General features: G+C 63.3%; 12 protein-coding genes. 4 read left to right on the forward strand and 8 right to left on the reverse strand.

Features of this window, described 5'->3' with window-relative positions:
- The first annotated feature begins 68 nt into the window (after positions 1 to 68).
- A complete protein-coding gene (gene yjgA / locus J3P94_RS23330) occupies positions 69 to 593 on the forward strand; it encodes a ribosome biogenesis factor YjgA (protein WP_014336624.1) in 525 nt (174 codons plus the stop codon).
- A gap of 155 nt (positions 594 to 748) precedes the next feature.
- Here the strand turns inward: yjgA and tldD are convergent, their stop codons facing one another.
- From tldD to mreB, 8 genes are all read right to left on the reverse strand, one after another.
- Positions 749 to 2,191: a metalloprotease TldD gene (gene tldD, locus J3P94_RS23335; protein ID WP_003197828.1), complete on the reverse strand. Its 1,443-nt coding sequence runs from the start codon at positions 2,189 to 2,191 to the stop codon at positions 749 to 751.
- A gap of 5 nt (positions 2,192 to 2,196) precedes the next feature.
- A complete protein-coding gene (locus J3P94_RS23340) occupies positions 2,197 to 3,060 on the reverse strand; it encodes a carbon-nitrogen hydrolase family protein (protein ID WP_434569809.1) in 864 nt (287 codons plus the stop codon).
- Between the two features lie 144 nt (positions 3,061 to 3,204).
- The gene (locus tag J3P94_RS23345; protein WP_434569810.1) at positions 3,205 to 7,008 is read right to left on the reverse strand and encodes a YhdP family protein; all 3,804 of its coding nucleotides are present in this window, start codon (positions 7,006 to 7,008) and stop codon (positions 3,205 to 3,207) included.
- A 61-nt stretch (positions 7,009 to 7,069) separates the two neighbouring features.
- Positions 7,070 to 8,527 carry a ribonuclease G gene (rng, locus tag J3P94_RS23350; protein WP_305496813.1) on the reverse strand — a complete coding sequence of 486 codons (1,458 nt, stop codon included), beginning with the start codon at positions 8,525 to 8,527 and terminating at the stop codon, positions 7,070 to 7,072.
- A 56-nt stretch (positions 8,528 to 8,583) separates the two neighbouring features.
- On the reverse strand, positions 8,584 to 9,180 hold the full coding sequence (locus J3P94_RS23355; RefSeq protein ID WP_434569811.1) for a Maf family protein: 597 nt from the start codon (positions 9,178 to 9,180) through the stop codon (positions 8,584 to 8,586).
- Between the two features lie 163 nt (positions 9,181 to 9,343).
- Entirely contained in the window at positions 9,344 to 9,832 is a 489-nt protein-coding gene (mreD, locus tag J3P94_RS23360; protein WP_434569812.1) for a rod shape-determining protein MreD, read from the reverse strand.
- On the reverse strand, positions 9,829 to 10,917 hold the full coding sequence (gene mreC, locus J3P94_RS23365; RefSeq protein ID WP_434569813.1) for a rod shape-determining protein MreC: 1,089 nt from the start codon (positions 10,915 to 10,917) through the stop codon (positions 9,829 to 9,831). The genes mreD and mreC overlap by 4 nt, the downstream gene beginning before the upstream one ends.
- Before the next feature lie 169 nt (positions 10,918 to 11,086).
- Positions 11,087 to 12,124: a rod shape-determining protein MreB gene (gene mreB / locus J3P94_RS23370; RefSeq protein ID WP_002555108.1), complete on the reverse strand. Its 1,038-nt coding sequence runs from the start codon at positions 12,122 to 12,124 to the stop codon at positions 11,087 to 11,089.
- Positions 12,125 to 12,338: 214 nt separating this feature from the next.
- Between mreB and gatC the strand changes: the two genes are divergently transcribed.
- Genes gatC through gatB form a run of 3 tightly spaced genes read left to right on the forward strand, consistent with a single transcriptional unit; the run spans position 12,339 to position 15,550 of the window.
- The gene (gatC, locus tag J3P94_RS23375; protein ID WP_072388421.1) at positions 12,339 to 12,626 is read left to right on the forward strand and encodes an Asp-tRNA(Asn)/Glu-tRNA(Gln) amidotransferase subunit GatC; all 288 of its coding nucleotides are present in this window, start codon (positions 12,339 to 12,341) and stop codon (positions 12,624 to 12,626) included.
- Between the two features lie 16 nt (positions 12,627 to 12,642).
- A complete protein-coding gene (gene gatA, locus J3P94_RS23380) occupies positions 12,643 to 14,094 on the forward strand; it encodes an Asp-tRNA(Asn)/Glu-tRNA(Gln) amidotransferase subunit GatA (RefSeq protein ID WP_434569814.1) in 1,452 nt (483 codons plus the stop codon).
- 10 nt (positions 14,095 to 14,104) lie between these two features.
- Entirely contained in the window at positions 14,105 to 15,550 is a 1,446-nt protein-coding gene (gene gatB, locus J3P94_RS23385) for an Asp-tRNA(Asn)/Glu-tRNA(Gln) amidotransferase subunit GatB (RefSeq protein ID WP_434569815.1), read from the forward strand.
- Positions 15,551 to 15,567 lie beyond the last annotated feature (17 nt).

The raw sequence follows: 15,567 nt of genomic DNA on the forward strand, positions 1-15,567 counted from the left end.
GAGCGACCGGGCCGGACAAGCGGCCCCCGACTGGTTATCATGGCGGCGTTTCTTTGCGGACTGCCACCATGGTTGATTCTTACGACGACTCCCTCTACGAGGGTGAAAAAAGCAAATCCCAGGTCAAACGCGAGCTGCATGCTCTGGTTGACCTCGGCGAGCGCCTGACAACACTCAAGCCTGACTTGCTGGCCAAACTGCCCTTGACCGACGCCTTGCGCCGGGCCCTGGCCGATGCGCCCAAGCACACCGCGAATATCGCGCGTAAACGGCACCTGCAATTCATCGGCAAGCTGATGCGCGACCAGGACACTGACGCCATCCTGGTTCTGCTCGACCAGCTCGATGCCTCCACCCGGCAGTACAACGAGCGTTTCCACAACCTGGAACGCTGGCGTGATCGCCTGATCGCAGGCGATGACGGCACTCTGGAAAAATTCGTCATCGACTACCCGGAGGCCGATCGCCAGCAACTGCGCTCGCTGATCCGTCAGGCCCAGCACGAACTGGCGCAGAACAAGCCGCCGGCGTCGAGCCGTAAAATCTTCAAGTACATCCGTGAGCTGGACGAGACTCAACGCGGCCTGCGCTGATCGTAACAGCTCGACTCCTCTGCAAGAGGCGGCAGTTACCGTGGCGAGGGAGCTTGCTCCCGCTCGGTTGCGTAGCAACCGCATTGGGGCTACTGCGTAGCCCGGCGGGAGCAAGCTCCCTCGCCACGATGACGTGCGCACATCCCTGAATATTTTTATGCGCCCGTGCCACCCACGGTAATCGCATCGATCTTCAGGGTCGGCTGACCGACACCCACCGGCACTGACTGCCCATCCTTGCCACACGTGCCCACGCCGCTGTCCAGCGCCAGGTCGTTACCGACCATGGAAACTTTGCTCATCGCCTCCGGCCCGTTGCCGATCAACGTCGCACCCTTGACCGGCGCAGTAATCTTGCCGTCTTCGATCAGGTAGGCCTCGCTGGTGGAAAACACGAACTTGCCGCTGGTGATGTCCACCTGGCCGCCGCCGAGATTGGCGCAGTAGATGCCCTTCTTCACCGACGCGATGATTTCCGCCGGATCACTCTGGCCGCCGAGCATGTAGGTGTTGGTCATGCGCGGCATGGGCAGGTGCGCGTAAGACTCGCGGCGACCGTTGCCGGTGCGGGCCACGCCCATCAAGCGGGCATTGAGCTTGTCCTGCATGTAACCCTTGAGCACGCCGTTCTCGATCAGCGTGGTGCATTCGGTCGGGGTGCCTTCGTCGTCGACGCTCAGCGAACCACGACGCCCGGCGAGCGTGCCGTCATCGACAATGGTGCAGAGTTTCGAGGCGACCATCTCGCCCATGCGGCCGCTGTAGGCCGAACTGCCCTTGCGGTTGAAGTCACCTTCCAGGCCGTGGCCCACGGCTTCGTGCAGCAGCACGCCGGACCAGCCGGACCCAAGCACCACTGGCAACGTGCCGGCCGGGGCCGGGATGGCCTCAAGGTTCACCAGCGCCTGGCGCAGCGCTTCGCGGGCATAGCCCATGGCGCGGTCTTCGCTGAGGAAATAACGATAGTCGGTACGACCACCCCCACCGTGGCCACCGCGCTCACGGCGACCGTTCTGCTCGACGATCACGCTGACGTTGAAACGCACCAGCGGCCGCACATCCGCCGCCAGGCCACCGTCGGTGGAGGCCACCAGAATCCGCTCCCAGACCCCGGCCATGCTCACCGACACCTGCTGGATACGCGGGTCGAGGGCACGCGTGGCGACGTCAATGCGCTTGAGCAGCTCGACCTTTTCGGCGCGACTCATGACTTCCAGTGGGTTGTCCGGCGCATACAGCTGGGCCACGTCCTGGCTGCTGAACGCCTGGACCGTGCCATTCTGCCCGGCCCGGGAAATCGAGCGAGCCGCACGAGCCGCGGCGCCGAGGGCCTCAAGGGTGATGGCGTTGCTGTAGGCAAACCCGGTCTTTTCGCCGGATTGGGCACGCACGCCCACACCCTGGTCGAGGTTGAAACTGCCTTCCTTGACGATGCCGTCTTCCAGCGACCAGGACTCGGAAATCTGTCCCTGGAAATACAGGTCGGCCGCATCGATGCCCGGACCGGCCAGGTCGCCCAGCACGCCTTGCAGGCTTTCGAGGGTCACGCCGCCGGGGGCTAAAAGGTGTTCACTGACTGAGGACAACAACCCGCTCATATGTTTTACGCCTTGAATTCGTCGTCTTGGACAGGTCGCTGTCGGGCGCCCTGCGAGAAAAAGCGCCGATGGCTCGCCACCGGCATGCGCGCCCGGATGGACGCCTGTTCACTGTCGTCGCGCTCGGCCAGCAGCACGGCCTCGCCTTGATCCTGTTGCGCGAGCACACGCCCCCACGGGTCGACTATCGCGGCATGGCCAAAGGTTTCCCGGGGCCCCGGATGCAACCCACCCTGGGCGGCCGCCAGCACGTAGCACTGGGTTTCGATGGCCCGGGCGCGAATCAGTACGTCCCAATGCGCAGCGCCGGTCACCGCGGTAAACGCCGAAGGCGCGGTAATCAGCTCGGCCCCGGCCGCCCGCAACTCGCTGTAGAGCTCGGGAAAACGCAAGTCGTAGCAGACCGTCAGGCCAACCCGGCCCACCGGTGTGTCGGCAACCACCACGTTGCCGCCATAAGCATAGTCATCGGATTCGCGGTAACGACCGCGATTGTCCGCCACGTCCACGTCGAACAGGTGCAGCTTGTCATAACGCGCGACGATCTCGCCCTGGTCGTCCACCAGCAACGAACATGCATGGGCCTTGGCCTCGGGCTGGCCCACCGGCGGCAACGGCAACGTGCCGGCCACAATCCATAACCTGAGGTCGCGCGCGACCTGTTTCAACCACGGCAGGATCGGACCCTGACCAAAGGCTTCGGCCCGCGCGATATCGGCAACGTCCCGCCGGCCCATGGCCGCGAAGTTTTCCGGCAGCACCGCCAGCCGTGCGCCACCCGCCGCGGCCTGCTCCAGCAACACCCGGGCACGGGCCAGGTTGGCGAGCACATCGCTCTGGCTGACCATTTGAATCACGGCGATTGGCATGGTGCCTCCTTATTTTTCTTATGCCTCATTGCCCCTGTGGGAGCGAGCTTGCTCGCGATAGCGGTGCATCAGTCACCTCTTCCTTTGCTGACCCGGCGCTATCGCGAGCAAGCTCGCTCCCACAAGGGGGCTTCGCATTTTCTGTCAAAACGGCTTGTCGAAAGTGATCTTCGGCTCTTTCCACGGCCCTTTGACGTCGTATCTTACGCTGGCAAAACGCGCGACGCGGTCGCCGATCAGCTTGTCGATCAGAAACAGCGCCCCACCCACCGCCGGTGCGCCGACGATCAACGCGGCGATCGGCAGGTTATTGGTGACGGGCAAGGTTACCAGCAGTTTGGCATCGACCCGGTCGGCCACCATGTCCAGCGTTCCGTTGAGTTCCAGGTTGCTCGAAGGTCCGGTCAGGGTGATCGGCTCGCGAGTCACGTACACACCGCTGCTCGCCACCAGCAGGCCCTTGACCCGATCGTAGCTCAGCCCCTTGCCGAACAGATCGGAGAAATCCAGGCGCAAGCGCCGGCCGATGGAGTTGAAGTTCAACAGGCCGAAAACCCGCAAGGCCTGGGCGCTGCCTTCGACTTCGACGAACTGACCCTTGTTGAGTGACGCATCGAGGCTGCCGGAGAAACGCTTGGTGGCGACCCATGCAGGTGAACCGGGCCAGCGTCCGTCGACGTCCAGATGGAATTCCTGGCTTGTCACGCTAGGCGCAAACCCCCAACCCTTGAGCACATCGGCAAGGTTCTTGCCCTTGATCCGGCCTTTGTACCAACTGCTGGTGGAACCGGGCAGGCCCTCCCAGGCGCCATTGCCATGCAGGACCATGCCCTTGAGGCCCATGTCCAGGTCATTCAGCGCGATGCCCTTGCCCGTCGGCCGGACTTTCAGCGACCAGGCACCAATGAGATCCGGCCCCTGGAACAACTGGTCGATGGCGATATCCATCGCCGGGATTTTGCTCGGGTCGACCGAGGCCAGCGGGTCCGGGGCGTTTTCGTCGGCCTGGACCGTCGGGTCCGCAGCCGGCAGGCGCACATAGTCGAGGCGGATCCCGATTGGCGCGGCCTTCGCATCCGGCAGGTTGACGCTGCCCTTGGCCTGCTGGCTATCGAGCCGCAGGGCCCAGGCATCGGCCTTGCGGTCCAACTGTACCGAGGCCTGGTCAAGCGTCGTGCCCATCGCGGTGAGCTTGCCAACCTTGAGATCGGCACTGTTGAGCACCTGCCGGGCACTGCCGCCCGGGTCCTTGCCGGCATATTTGCCCAACAGATCCTGCCAGGGGCTCACGTCCAGCTCCGACAATGTGCCGCGCAGCCGCAGCCCCTTGGCGCCAGGCAGAACCGCCTCGCCGGCGCCCAGCAGCAATTCGCCACGCCCGTCAGCGATTTTTCCGCTCGGCGCGGCGTAAGTGAAACTGGCCACGTCCCCGTAGTCGACCCAGTAGCGCCGCTCCGCCCCTTGCAACGTCATACGGAACACTGTGTCGCGCCCGACATCCGCAGCCATGCCGAAGGGCGCCGGCAGATCCACCGCCACGCCCTTGAGATCGGAGCTGACCGACAATTGGCTGTCGGCACCGTTGAGCGTCACTTGCAACTGATAGGGAACCACGCCGGAGATGGGCAATGGCTGGGTCACGCTCAACCAATCCGTAAGCTTCTTGACCTCGACCCGCCCGGACGCTACCACCCGTGTGTCGAGCGCACCGGCACGGCCTTCGGCAAAAATCTGCGCGCTTACCGGCCGGTCGAATGCCCGGGCCGCGATGTTCTTGCCACTGAGCCCCTTGGCGCTGTCGAAACGGAAATCGCCCTTGAGCTGGGTAAGCTCCAGCGCCGGCTCGCTGAGCTTGAGCCTGGCCTTGTCGGTACTGAAATCCACCAGGATCTTCGGCTGTTCACCTTTGGCCAGCGGGATATCCAGCTTCACCTTACCTTGCAGATCGCCCTCGCCTTCCCAACCGGCGAAGGTCTCGGCCGTGCCGATGGGTGCGGTCTGGAGGATTTTCAGCCCGTCGCCCAATACCCCGGCAAAGCCGCCGTCCAACAACAGATGGACATTCTGCCCGGCCGGCGCATGGGGAATGGTTACCGCTACATCCTTGACCTGGGTGTCCAGCAGTTGCCCCTGGCTGGCATAGATACGCACGCCGCTGTCCTCGACAAAGACGTCGCCGCTGACCTTGCTGACCGAAGGCCAGCCCGGCTGGAACGCCAGCTCGGCGTCATGCACCTTGAAAAACAGGCTGATGCTGCGAGACGCGTCCTCGGCACCTTTGTTCAGCGAGCCCTGGTACTGGAAAAAACCCTCGTCCACCGCGCCCTTGACAATGGCGGTGCGCAACCATTCATCCAGCGCCGGACTGAGGACGGCCGGCAGGTACTTGGCGGTGTAGCGCCCGTCACCGTCCACCAGGCCGACCCGCAGGTCCATGTAGTCTTCCTGGCTGTGGTCGAAATGCAGGCGGATCAGGAAGTCGCCGGCAATCCGCCCTTCCTCTCCCAGCACCTTCAAGTACGGTGCGATCAGGGTGAATCCCTGCTTGTCGAGCTTCCAGGTCAGCCGGGCATTGGCCTGCAAGTATTGCCACGGCTTGGCGAAAATCGGGTCCAGGTGCAGGGAAAAATCCTTGCTGTCCATGCGCAGCTCACCGCCGCCGAGGTCACCGCTGAGGCTGCCGGAGACGTTGCGCGCCGCCGGGGCGCCGCGATAGGCGTCGAACCCGACCGTGTCCAGATTGGTGGCGAAGCTGATTTTCTGATCGCCGGTGTTCTGTGGCCGGTAATCCAGCAACACGTTGCGCAGGCCACCGGTCACCTTGAGCCGGTCGACCGCCGTGGCGACACCTTCGGGCAATGGCGCCAAGGCATTGAGCAACGGCGTGAGCGGCGTCAGGTCAAGGCGATCGGCCTGCACGTGCCAACGCTCCTCGACCTTCTCGGTGGCGCCGTTCTGTTGCAATTGCAGGCGTGTTTCCCAGCGCGTCTCACCCAGGTTCATCGCCAGCGAGTCGAAGGTCGCGGTGAACCCCTGGCTGCTGCGCTGGAAATATCCGTTGAGAGCCAGGTTGTGGATCTGCACGGGCTTGCGATCGGCATAGGCGCCCTTGATCTGTGGCGCGTTCAACCGCACGGCCGCGCTTTGCACCGTGCCCTCGCCCCAACTGAGCCAGAATTCCCCACCGGCCTTGATCTCGGCAAAATCCCACTGCCGGGTCAGGCGTTTCGGCAGCCATTTCGACCAGTCGCTTTGCGGCAGGCTCAGGTACGCGTCGGCCTCGCCATTTCGCCAATCGCTGGCGCGGATACGGGTGCGCAGGTTGAGCGCCACGGGCTGGCCGTCAGGCAGGGTAAGACGTGCGTCCAGGCGCTGGCGAGCCGGACCGGTGCGCAAGCTCAGACCAACATAGGTCAGGCTCAGGGGCGGATGGTCCAGCGGTTGCAAGGTGACCTGACTGTCGAGCACCGACAGTTTTGAAATCATCTGCATGCGCTCAAGCAACTGCTGCGGATCGAGCGGCTGATCATCCTTCACCGGCAGGCCTTCAAGGGACCATTTGCCGTCAGCGCCCTCTTTCAGGCTGACCTTCAGGCCGCTGACTTCCAGATGAGCGATGCGCACCTGGCGCGCCAGCAGGCTGTCCCACACCGCAGGCACGGCACGTACCTGATCCAGGTGCAAGGCGTTGGGCCCCTCGCCGACTACCACGTCGCGCGCCGCCAGGACGGGCGCCAGGGCGCTCCAACTGCCTTCGAGGCTACCAACGTGCACGGGAATGCCCAACGCTTCGCTGGCCCGGCTCTCGACTTCGGCGCGATACTCGGCCACCAGCGGGATCAACTCCCGGCCGAGGCTGACATACAAGGCCAGCAGTATCAGCAGCAGCGCACACAGGCCCAGCCCCCAGCGAGTCAGCGTCCCCATAAGGCGTGTCAGACGCTCCATGTCAGCGGGCTCCCCTGGCAAAGGCATTCATATTCGCGGCCCTGGCGCTGCGCGCGCCGCTTCAGAGCAACACCACGTCGTACTGTTCCTGGGAATACATGGTTTCCACTTGGAAGCGAATCGTGCGCCCGATAAAGGCCTCCAGTTCCGCGACGTTGCCGGACTCCTCATCCAGCAGGCGATCCACCACCTTCTGGTTCGCCAACACTCTATAGCCGGTGGCCTGGTAGGCGCGCGCCTCCCGGAGGATTTCCCGGAAGATTTCGTAACACACGGTTTCTGGAGTCTTCAGCTTGCCCCGGCCCTGGCAACTGCTGCACGGCTCGCACAGCACCTGCTCAAGGCTCTCGCGGGTGCGCTTGCGAGTCATCTGCACCAGGCCCAGTTCGGTAATGCCGATGATGTTGGTCTTGGCGTGGTCGCGTTCGAGCTGTTTTTCCAGGGTCCGCAGCACCTGGCGCTGGTGCTCTTCGTCTTCCATGTCGATGAAGTCGATGATGATGATCCCGCCCAGGTTACGCAGGCGCAGTTGCCGGGCGATGGCCGTGGCCGCTTCAAGATTGGTCTTGAAGATGGTTTCCTCAAGGTTGCGATGGCCGACGAATGCACCGGTATTGACGTCGATGGTGCTCATCGCCTCGGCCGGATCGACCACCAGGTAACCGCCGGATTTGAGCGGCACCTTGCGTTCAAGGGCTCGCTGGATTTCATCTTCGACGCCGTACAGATCGAAAATCGGCCGCTCGCCAGGGTAGTGCTCCAGGCGGTCGGCGATTTCCGGCATCAGCTCGGCGACGAATTGGGTGGTTTTCTGGAAGGTTTCCCGGGAATCGATACGGATTTTCTCGATCTTCGGGCTGACCAGGTCCCGCAGGGTCCGCAGCGCCAGGCCCAGGTCCTCGTAGATCACACTCGGCGTGGCGATGGTCTTGATCTGCTCGGCGATCTGGTCCCAGAGCCTGCGCAGGTAGCGGATATCCATGAGGATTTCATCGGCCCCGGCGCCCTCGGCGGCCGTGCGCAGGATGAAACCGCCGGCCTCCTTGATGCCTTCTTTCTCAACGCAGTCGCTGACAACCTTCTTCAGACGCTCGCGTTCGGCTTCGTCCTCGATCTTCAGGGAGATGCCAACGTGGGCGGTGCGCGGCATGTACACAAGATAGCGCGACGGAATCGACAACTGGGTGGTCAGGCGCGCGCCCTTCGAGCCGATGGGGTCCTTGGTGACCTGCACCACCAGGCTCTGGCCTTCATGGACCAAGGCGCTGATGCTCTCTACCGCCGGCCCTTCGCGCATCGAAATTTCCGAGGCGTGGATGAACGCCGCGCGGTCCAGGCCGATATCGACGAAGGCCGCCTGCATGCCCGGCAGCACCCGTACCACCTTGCCCTTGTAGATATTGCCGACGATCCCGCGTTTTTGCGTACGCTCGACATGGACCTCTTGCAGGACGCCGTTTTCAACCACCGCCACGCGCGATTCCATCGGCGTGATGTTGATCAGGATCTCTTCACTCATGGCAGGGTCTCGTTCAGGCATATTCACGATTATGGCCGCATCTGGTCAGACGGCGCTCAGCGCGCGCTCAAGGTTTGCCAACAGGGTATGCCGAAATGGCCGAGCAGCTCGAAGGTTTCGCATAGTGGCAGGCCGACCACGGCCGAATAACTGCCTTTAAGGTCGGCGATGAACACCGCGCCCAGCCCTTGGATACCATAGCCGCCCGCCTTGTCCCGGGGTTCGCCGCTGGCCCAATAGGCAATCGCTTCCTGCTCCGTGACCGGGCGAAAGCGCACCCGACTGCGAACCACCCGGGATTCGCAACGCTGGCCATCGAGCACGGCAATCGCGGTCAATACCTCATGGTCGCGACCGGACAGGCTCAGCAGCATTGACTTGGCATCGGCCTGGTCTTGAGGCTTGCCGAGAATCCGGCCATCCACTACCACCGCGGTATCGGCACCCAGCACACAGCAATCGGTGCCGTTCTGCAACGAGTGCAGCCCAGCCTGGGCCTTGCCCCGCGCCAGGCGCTCGACATAGGCCGATGGGGTTTCGTGGTCGAGGGGAGTTTCGTCGATGTCCGCGCTGATCGCAGTAAAGGGAACGCCGATCTGCGTGAGCAATTCACGCCGACGCGGCGAGCCCGAGGCAAGGTAAAGCGGTTTCATCAAGACATCTCCCTTGTACGCGCCGGCTTTTGTGGCGAGGGAGCTTGCTCCCGCTCGGTTGCGCAGCAACCGTAAAAATGGGGCCGCTACGCAGCCCAGCGGGAGCAAGCTCCCTCGCCACTGGGATGTAGGTATTCAAAAAAGTGTAGAGACCCCGACCGCATCAGTTGATCTTGAAACGCAGGCGCAAGCCACGCAAACCGAAGCTGACCCAAGGCCAGAGCAACGCACTGACCAGGGCCGGCAAGACCAGCGCCAGCGTCGGCTGACGATTGCCGGTCAGTGCGCTGAGCCACAATTGCACCAGTTGCGCCAGCCCGAAGATCACCAGGATCACCAGGCTCTGCTGCCACATGGGAAACATCCGCAGGCGCTGTTGCAGCGACAGCACCAGGAAAGTGATCAAGGTCAGGATAAGCGCGTTCTGCCCCAGCAACGTGCCATAAAGCACATCTTCGGTCAGACCCAGGCACCAGGCGGTAACCATGCCGACCCTGTGCGGCAAAGCCAGTGCCCAGAAGGCCAGCAGCAAGGCCAGCCACAACGGACGCAAGATCTCCATGAACTGCGGCAGCGGCGACACACTGAGCAACAGGCCGATGGCGAAGGTCAGCCAGACCATCCAGCCGTTACCGGATCGAGTACTGCTCATTCTTCTCGTGCTCCCCTGGTCGCCGGTGTAGCGGCGGGTGTCGAGGCCGGTGGCTTGGCCGCGGGCCGTGCAGGTTGGGATGTCGTCGCATGGGCGGTCGGCCGGGCAGGCGTCGCAGCGGGTGCGGCCGGCGGGGTGGTTGCCGTGGCGGGTGCCGCCACTTGGGGTTTTGGCACCGTGGCCGGGACCGCCGCGGGTGCGGGTGCAGGCGCAGCAGGCACCGTCGATTCGCCACCTTGCCGATCCTGGACTTCCTGGGCCACGGCGGCGTCATTGGCGCGCTCTTCAGGCGTGCGGTTATCGCTGAATACCAGCAGCAGGTAACGGCTACGGTTCAGCGCGGCCGTGGGCACCGCCCGGACAATGGCGAATGGCTGACCGGAATCGTGGATGACTTCCTTGACCGTCGCCACCGGATACCCCGCCGGGAATCGCTGGCCAAGACCCGAGCTGACCAGCAAGTCGCCTTCCTTGATGTCGGCGGTGTCGGCCACATGCCGCAGCTCCAGGCGCTCGGGGTTGCCGGTGCCACTGGCAATCGCCCGCAAGCCGTTGCGATTGACCTGTACCGGAATGCTGTGGGTAGTGTCGGTCAACAGCAGCACGCGGGAGGTGTAGGGCATCAGCTCGACCACCTGCCCCATCAGGCCACGGGCATCGAGCACCGGCTGGCCGAGGACCACGCCGTCGCGCTCACCCTTGTTGATGATGATCCGGTGCGTGAAGGGGTTGGGGTCCATGCCGATCAACTCGGCGACCTCGACCTTTTCATTGACGAGCGCCGAGGAGTTGAGCAACTCGCGCAGCCGCACGTTCTGCTCGGTGAGGGCCGCGAGTTTCTGCATGCGCCCCTGCAACAGCAGGTTTTCGGTCTTGAGTTTTTCGTTTTCGGCGACCAGTTCGGTGCGGCTGCCGAACTGGCTGGCCACACCCTGCCACAGCCGCTGCGGCAGGTCGGTGATCCAGTAGGACTCCATCAACACCAGCGACATCTGGCTGCGCACCGGCTTGAGCAGCGTGAAGCGGGCATCGACCACCATCAGCGCGACCGATAGCACGGCCAACACCAGCAGGCGTACGCCCAATGAGGGGCCCTTGGCAAAAAGCGGTTTAATAGGCCGCTCCTCCCAGGCAAATGTTGTCTTTATTCATACGGCATCAACCGGCCTGGATACGAATGACAGAAGATAAACGCCAACGGGCAGCACTGCAAAGTGCTGCCCGGAAGCGAACAACATAGACGATCCCGCCAGCTTATTCGCTGGAGAGCAGGTCCATGGTGTGCTTGTCCATCATTTCCAGCGCACGGCCACCGCCGCGGGCAACGCACGTCAGCGGGTCTTCGGCGACGATCACCGGCAGGCCGGTTTCCTGGGCCAGCAGCTTGTCGAGGTCACGCAGCAGCGCACCACCACCGGTCAGCACCAGGCCGCGCTCGGCGATGTCCGACGCCAGTTCCGGCGGCGACTGCTCCAGGGCGCTCTTGACCGCCTGCACGATAGTCGCCAGCGACTCTTGCAGCGCCTCGAGCACTTCGTTGGAGTTGAGGGTGAAGGCGCGAGGAACGCCTTCGGCCAGGTTACGGCCGCGCACGTCGACTTCACGCACTTCGCCGCCCGGGTAGGCGGTGCCGATTTCCTGCTTGATGCGCTCGGCGGTGGATTCGCCGATCAGGCTGCCGTAGTTGCGGCGCACGTAGGTGATGATCGCTTCGTCGAAACGGTCGCCGCCGACACGCACGGACTCGGCATAGACCACGCCATTCAGGGAGATCAAGGCGATTTCAGTGGTACCGCCACCGATATCGACGACCATCGAACCGCGGGCTTCTTCCACCGGCAGGCCGGCACCGATGGCAGCGGCCATCGGCTCTTCGATCAGGAACACTTCACGGGCACCGGCACCGAGGGCCGATTCGCGGATGGCGCGACGCTCCACCTGGGTGGATTTGCAGGGTACGCAGATCAGCACGCGAGGGCTGGGCTGCAGGAAACTGTTTTCGTGAACCTTGTTGATGAAATACTGCAGCATCTTTTCGCAGACGCTGAAGTCGGCGATCACGCCATCCTTCATCGGGCGAATGGCTGCAATGTTGCCCGGTGTGCGGCCCAGCATGCGCTTGGCTTCCGTACCGACAGCCACGACACTTTTCTGGTTACCGTGGGTGCGGATGGCCACGACCGAGGGTTCATTCAGGACGATACCGCGCTCGCGCACGTAAATAAGGGTGTTGGCAGTGCCCAGGTCGATGGAAAGATCGCTGGAAAACATGCCACGCAGTTTCTTGAACATGGGAAAGGGACCCTAGGCAACGCGTGGGTAAAAAAGTGCGGCAAACTCTAACAACGACAGGGATTTTGGGCAAGGCGCCAATATGTTAAATTGGCCGCTTTTCTGTGCACCAAACCCCGAGATCGCGGCCGTAGGGCCGTAGAAATGCGGTAGTGTTCCGACAATCTAACACACGGACAGACTGCGTCCGTTTTGTTTTCCACTGGAGAATCCCATGGCGCTTGAACGCTCCGACGTGGAAAAAATCGCTCATCTGGCCTGTCTGGGCCTCAATGAAGCCGATCTTCCACACATTACTTCTGCCCTGAACAGCATTCTAGGGCTGGTCGACGAGATGCAGGCGGTCGACACCGACGGTATCGAGCCGCTGGCCCACCCACTGGAAGCCAGCCAGCGCCTGCGCGCCGACGTCGTCACCGAGTCCGATAACCGCGAGGCCTACCAGTCCATCGCACCGGCGGTCGAAAACGGCCTGTACCTGGTTCCGAAAGTCATCGACTAAAGGGAAAGAGCCTCTCATGCATCACATGACCCTGGCCGAGATCGCCCGCGGACTCGCCGACAAGAAATTTTCCTCCGAAGAGCTGACCAAGGCCCTGCTGGCGCGCATTGCCCAGCTCGACCCGCAGCTCAACAGCTTCATCAGCCTCACCGAAGAACTGGCCCTGAGCCAGGCCAAGGCCGCCGACGCCCGTCGCGCCAACGGTGAGAGCGGCGCCCTGCTCGGCGCGCCGATCGCCCACAAGGACCTGTTCTGCACCCAGGGCATCCGCACCAGTTGCGGCTCGAAGATGCTTGACAACTTCAAGGCCCCGTACGACGCCACCGTGGTCGCCAAGCTGGCCGCCGCTGGCGCCGTGACGCTGGGCAAGACCAACATGGACGAATTCGCCATGGGTTCGGCCAACGAATCCAGCTACTACGGCGCGGTGAAAAATCCCTGGAACCTGGAACACGTACCGGGCGGTTCGTCCGGTGGTTCCGCTGCCGCCGTGGCCGCGCGCCTGCTGCCGGCGGCCACCGCCACCGACACCGGCGGCTCGATTCGCCAGCCGGCGGCGTTCACCAACCTGACCGGGCTCAAGCCGACCTACGGCCGCGTCTCGCGCTGGGGCATGATCGCCTACGCCTCCAGCCTCGACCAGGGTGGCCCGCTGGCACGCACCGCCGAAGACTGCGCAATCCTGCTGCAAGGCATGGCCGGGTTCGACCCGAACGATTCCACCAGCATCGATGAACCGGTGCCGGACTACAGCGCCAGCCTCAACGGCTCGCTGCAAGGCCTGCGGATCGGCGTGCCGAAGGAATACTTCGGTGCCGGCCTCGATCCGCGCATCGCCGAACTGGTTCACAACAGCGTCAAGGCGCTGGAAAAGCTCGGCGCGGTGATCAAGGAAATCAGCCTGCCGAACATGCAGCACGCGATTCCGGCGTATTACGTGATCGCCCCGGCGGAAGCCTCCTCGAACCTGTCGCGCTTCGACGGCGTGCGCTTCGGCTATCGCTGCGAAAACCCGCAGAACCTGATCGACCTGTACAAGCGCTCCCGTGGCGAAGGCTTCGGCGCCGAAGTGCAGCGCCGGATCATGGTCGGCGCCTACGCGTTGTCCGCCGGCTACTACGACGCCTACTACCTCAAGGCGCAGAAAATCCGCCGCCTGGTGAAAAACGACTTCATGGCCGCCTTCAACGAGGTCGACATCATCCTCGGCCCGACCACGCCGAACCCGGCCTGGAAGCTCGGCGCCAAGAACAGCGACCCGGTCGCCGAGTACCTGGAAGACGTCTACACCATCACCGCCAACCTCGCCGGCTTGCCGGGCCTGTCCATGCCGGCCGGCTTCGTCGATGGCCTGCCGGTGGGCGTGCAACTGCTCGCGCCGTATTTCCAGGAAGGCCGCCTGCTCAACGTGGCGCACCAGTATCAGCTGAACAGCGACTGGCACACCCGCACCCCAACCGGCTTCTGAGGAGAAACACATGCAATGGGAAGTCGTGATCGGGCTGGAGATTCATACCCAGCTCACCACCCGATCGAAAATCTTTTCCGGTAGCTCGACCACCTTCGGTTCCGAGCCCAACACCCAGGCCAGCCTGGTAGACCTGGGCATGCCCGGCGTATTGCCGGTGCTCAACGCCGAAGCGGTGCGCATGGCGGTGATGTTCGGCCTGGCGATCGACGCCGAGATCGGCCAGCACAACGTGTTCGCCCGCAAGAACTACTTCTACCCGGACCTGCCCAAGGGCTACCAGATCAGCCAGATGGAATTGCCGATCGTCGGCAAGGGCCATCTGGACATCGCGCTGGAAGACGGCACGGTCAAGCGCGTCGGCATCACCCGTGCGCACCTGGAAGAAGACGCCGGCAAGAGCCTGCACGAAGAATTCAACGGCGCCACCGGCATCGACCTGAACCGTGCCGGCACGCCGCTGCTGGAAATCGTCTCCGAGCCGGACATGCGCAGCGCCAAGGAAGCCGTGGCCTACGTCAAGGCGATCCACGCGCTGGTGCGCTACCTGGGCATCTGCGACGGCAACATGGCCGAAGGCTCGCTGCGCTGCGACTGCAACGTGTCGATCCGACCCAAGGGCCAAACCGAGTTCGGCACGCGCTGCGAGATCAAGAACGTCAACTCGTTCCGCTTCATCGAGAAGGCGATCAACAGCGAGATCCAACGCCAGATCGAACTGATCGAGGATGGCGGCAAGGTCATCCAGCAGACTCGCCTGTACGATCCGAACAAGGACGAGACTCGTCCGATGCGCAGCAAGGAGGAAGCCAACGACTACCGTTATTTCCCCGATCCGGACCTGCTGCCAGTGGTCATCGAGAACTCTTTCCTCGACGAAGTGCGCGCCACCCTGCCGGAACTGCCGCCGCAAAAGCGCGAGCGCTTCCAGGCGCAGTTCGGGCTGTCGAGCTATGACGCCAACGTCCTGGCCACCAGCCGCGAACAGGCCGATTACTTCGAGAAAGTCGTGAGCATCGGCGGCGACGCCAAGCTGGCGGCCAACTGGGTGATGGTCGAACTGGGCAGCCTGTTGAACAAGCAGGGCCTGGAAATCGACGAGTCGCCGGTCTCGGCCGAGCAACTGGGCAGCATGCTGTTGCGGATCAAGGACAACACCATTTCCGGCAAGATCGCCAAGATGGTCTTCGAAGCCATGGCCAATGGCGAAGGCAGCGCTGACGAGATCATCGAGAAGCGCGGCTTGAAACAGGTCACCGACACCGGTGCGATCAGCGCCGTGCTCGATGAAATGCTCGCGGCCAATGCCGAGCAGGTCGAACAGTACCGCGCGGCGGACGAAGCCAAGCGCGGCAAGATGTTCGGCTTCTTCGTCGGCCAGGCCATGAAAGCCTCCAAGGGCAAGGCCAACCCGCAACAGGTCAACGAACTGCTAAAAAGCAAGCTCGAAGGCTGATGGCCATGGAGCCAGTC

Source organism: Pseudomonas sp. Z3-8 (assembly GCF_051131975.1).
In the GTDB taxonomy this organism is placed as follows: domain Bacteria; phylum Pseudomonadota; class Gammaproteobacteria; order Pseudomonadales; family Pseudomonadaceae; genus Aquipseudomonas.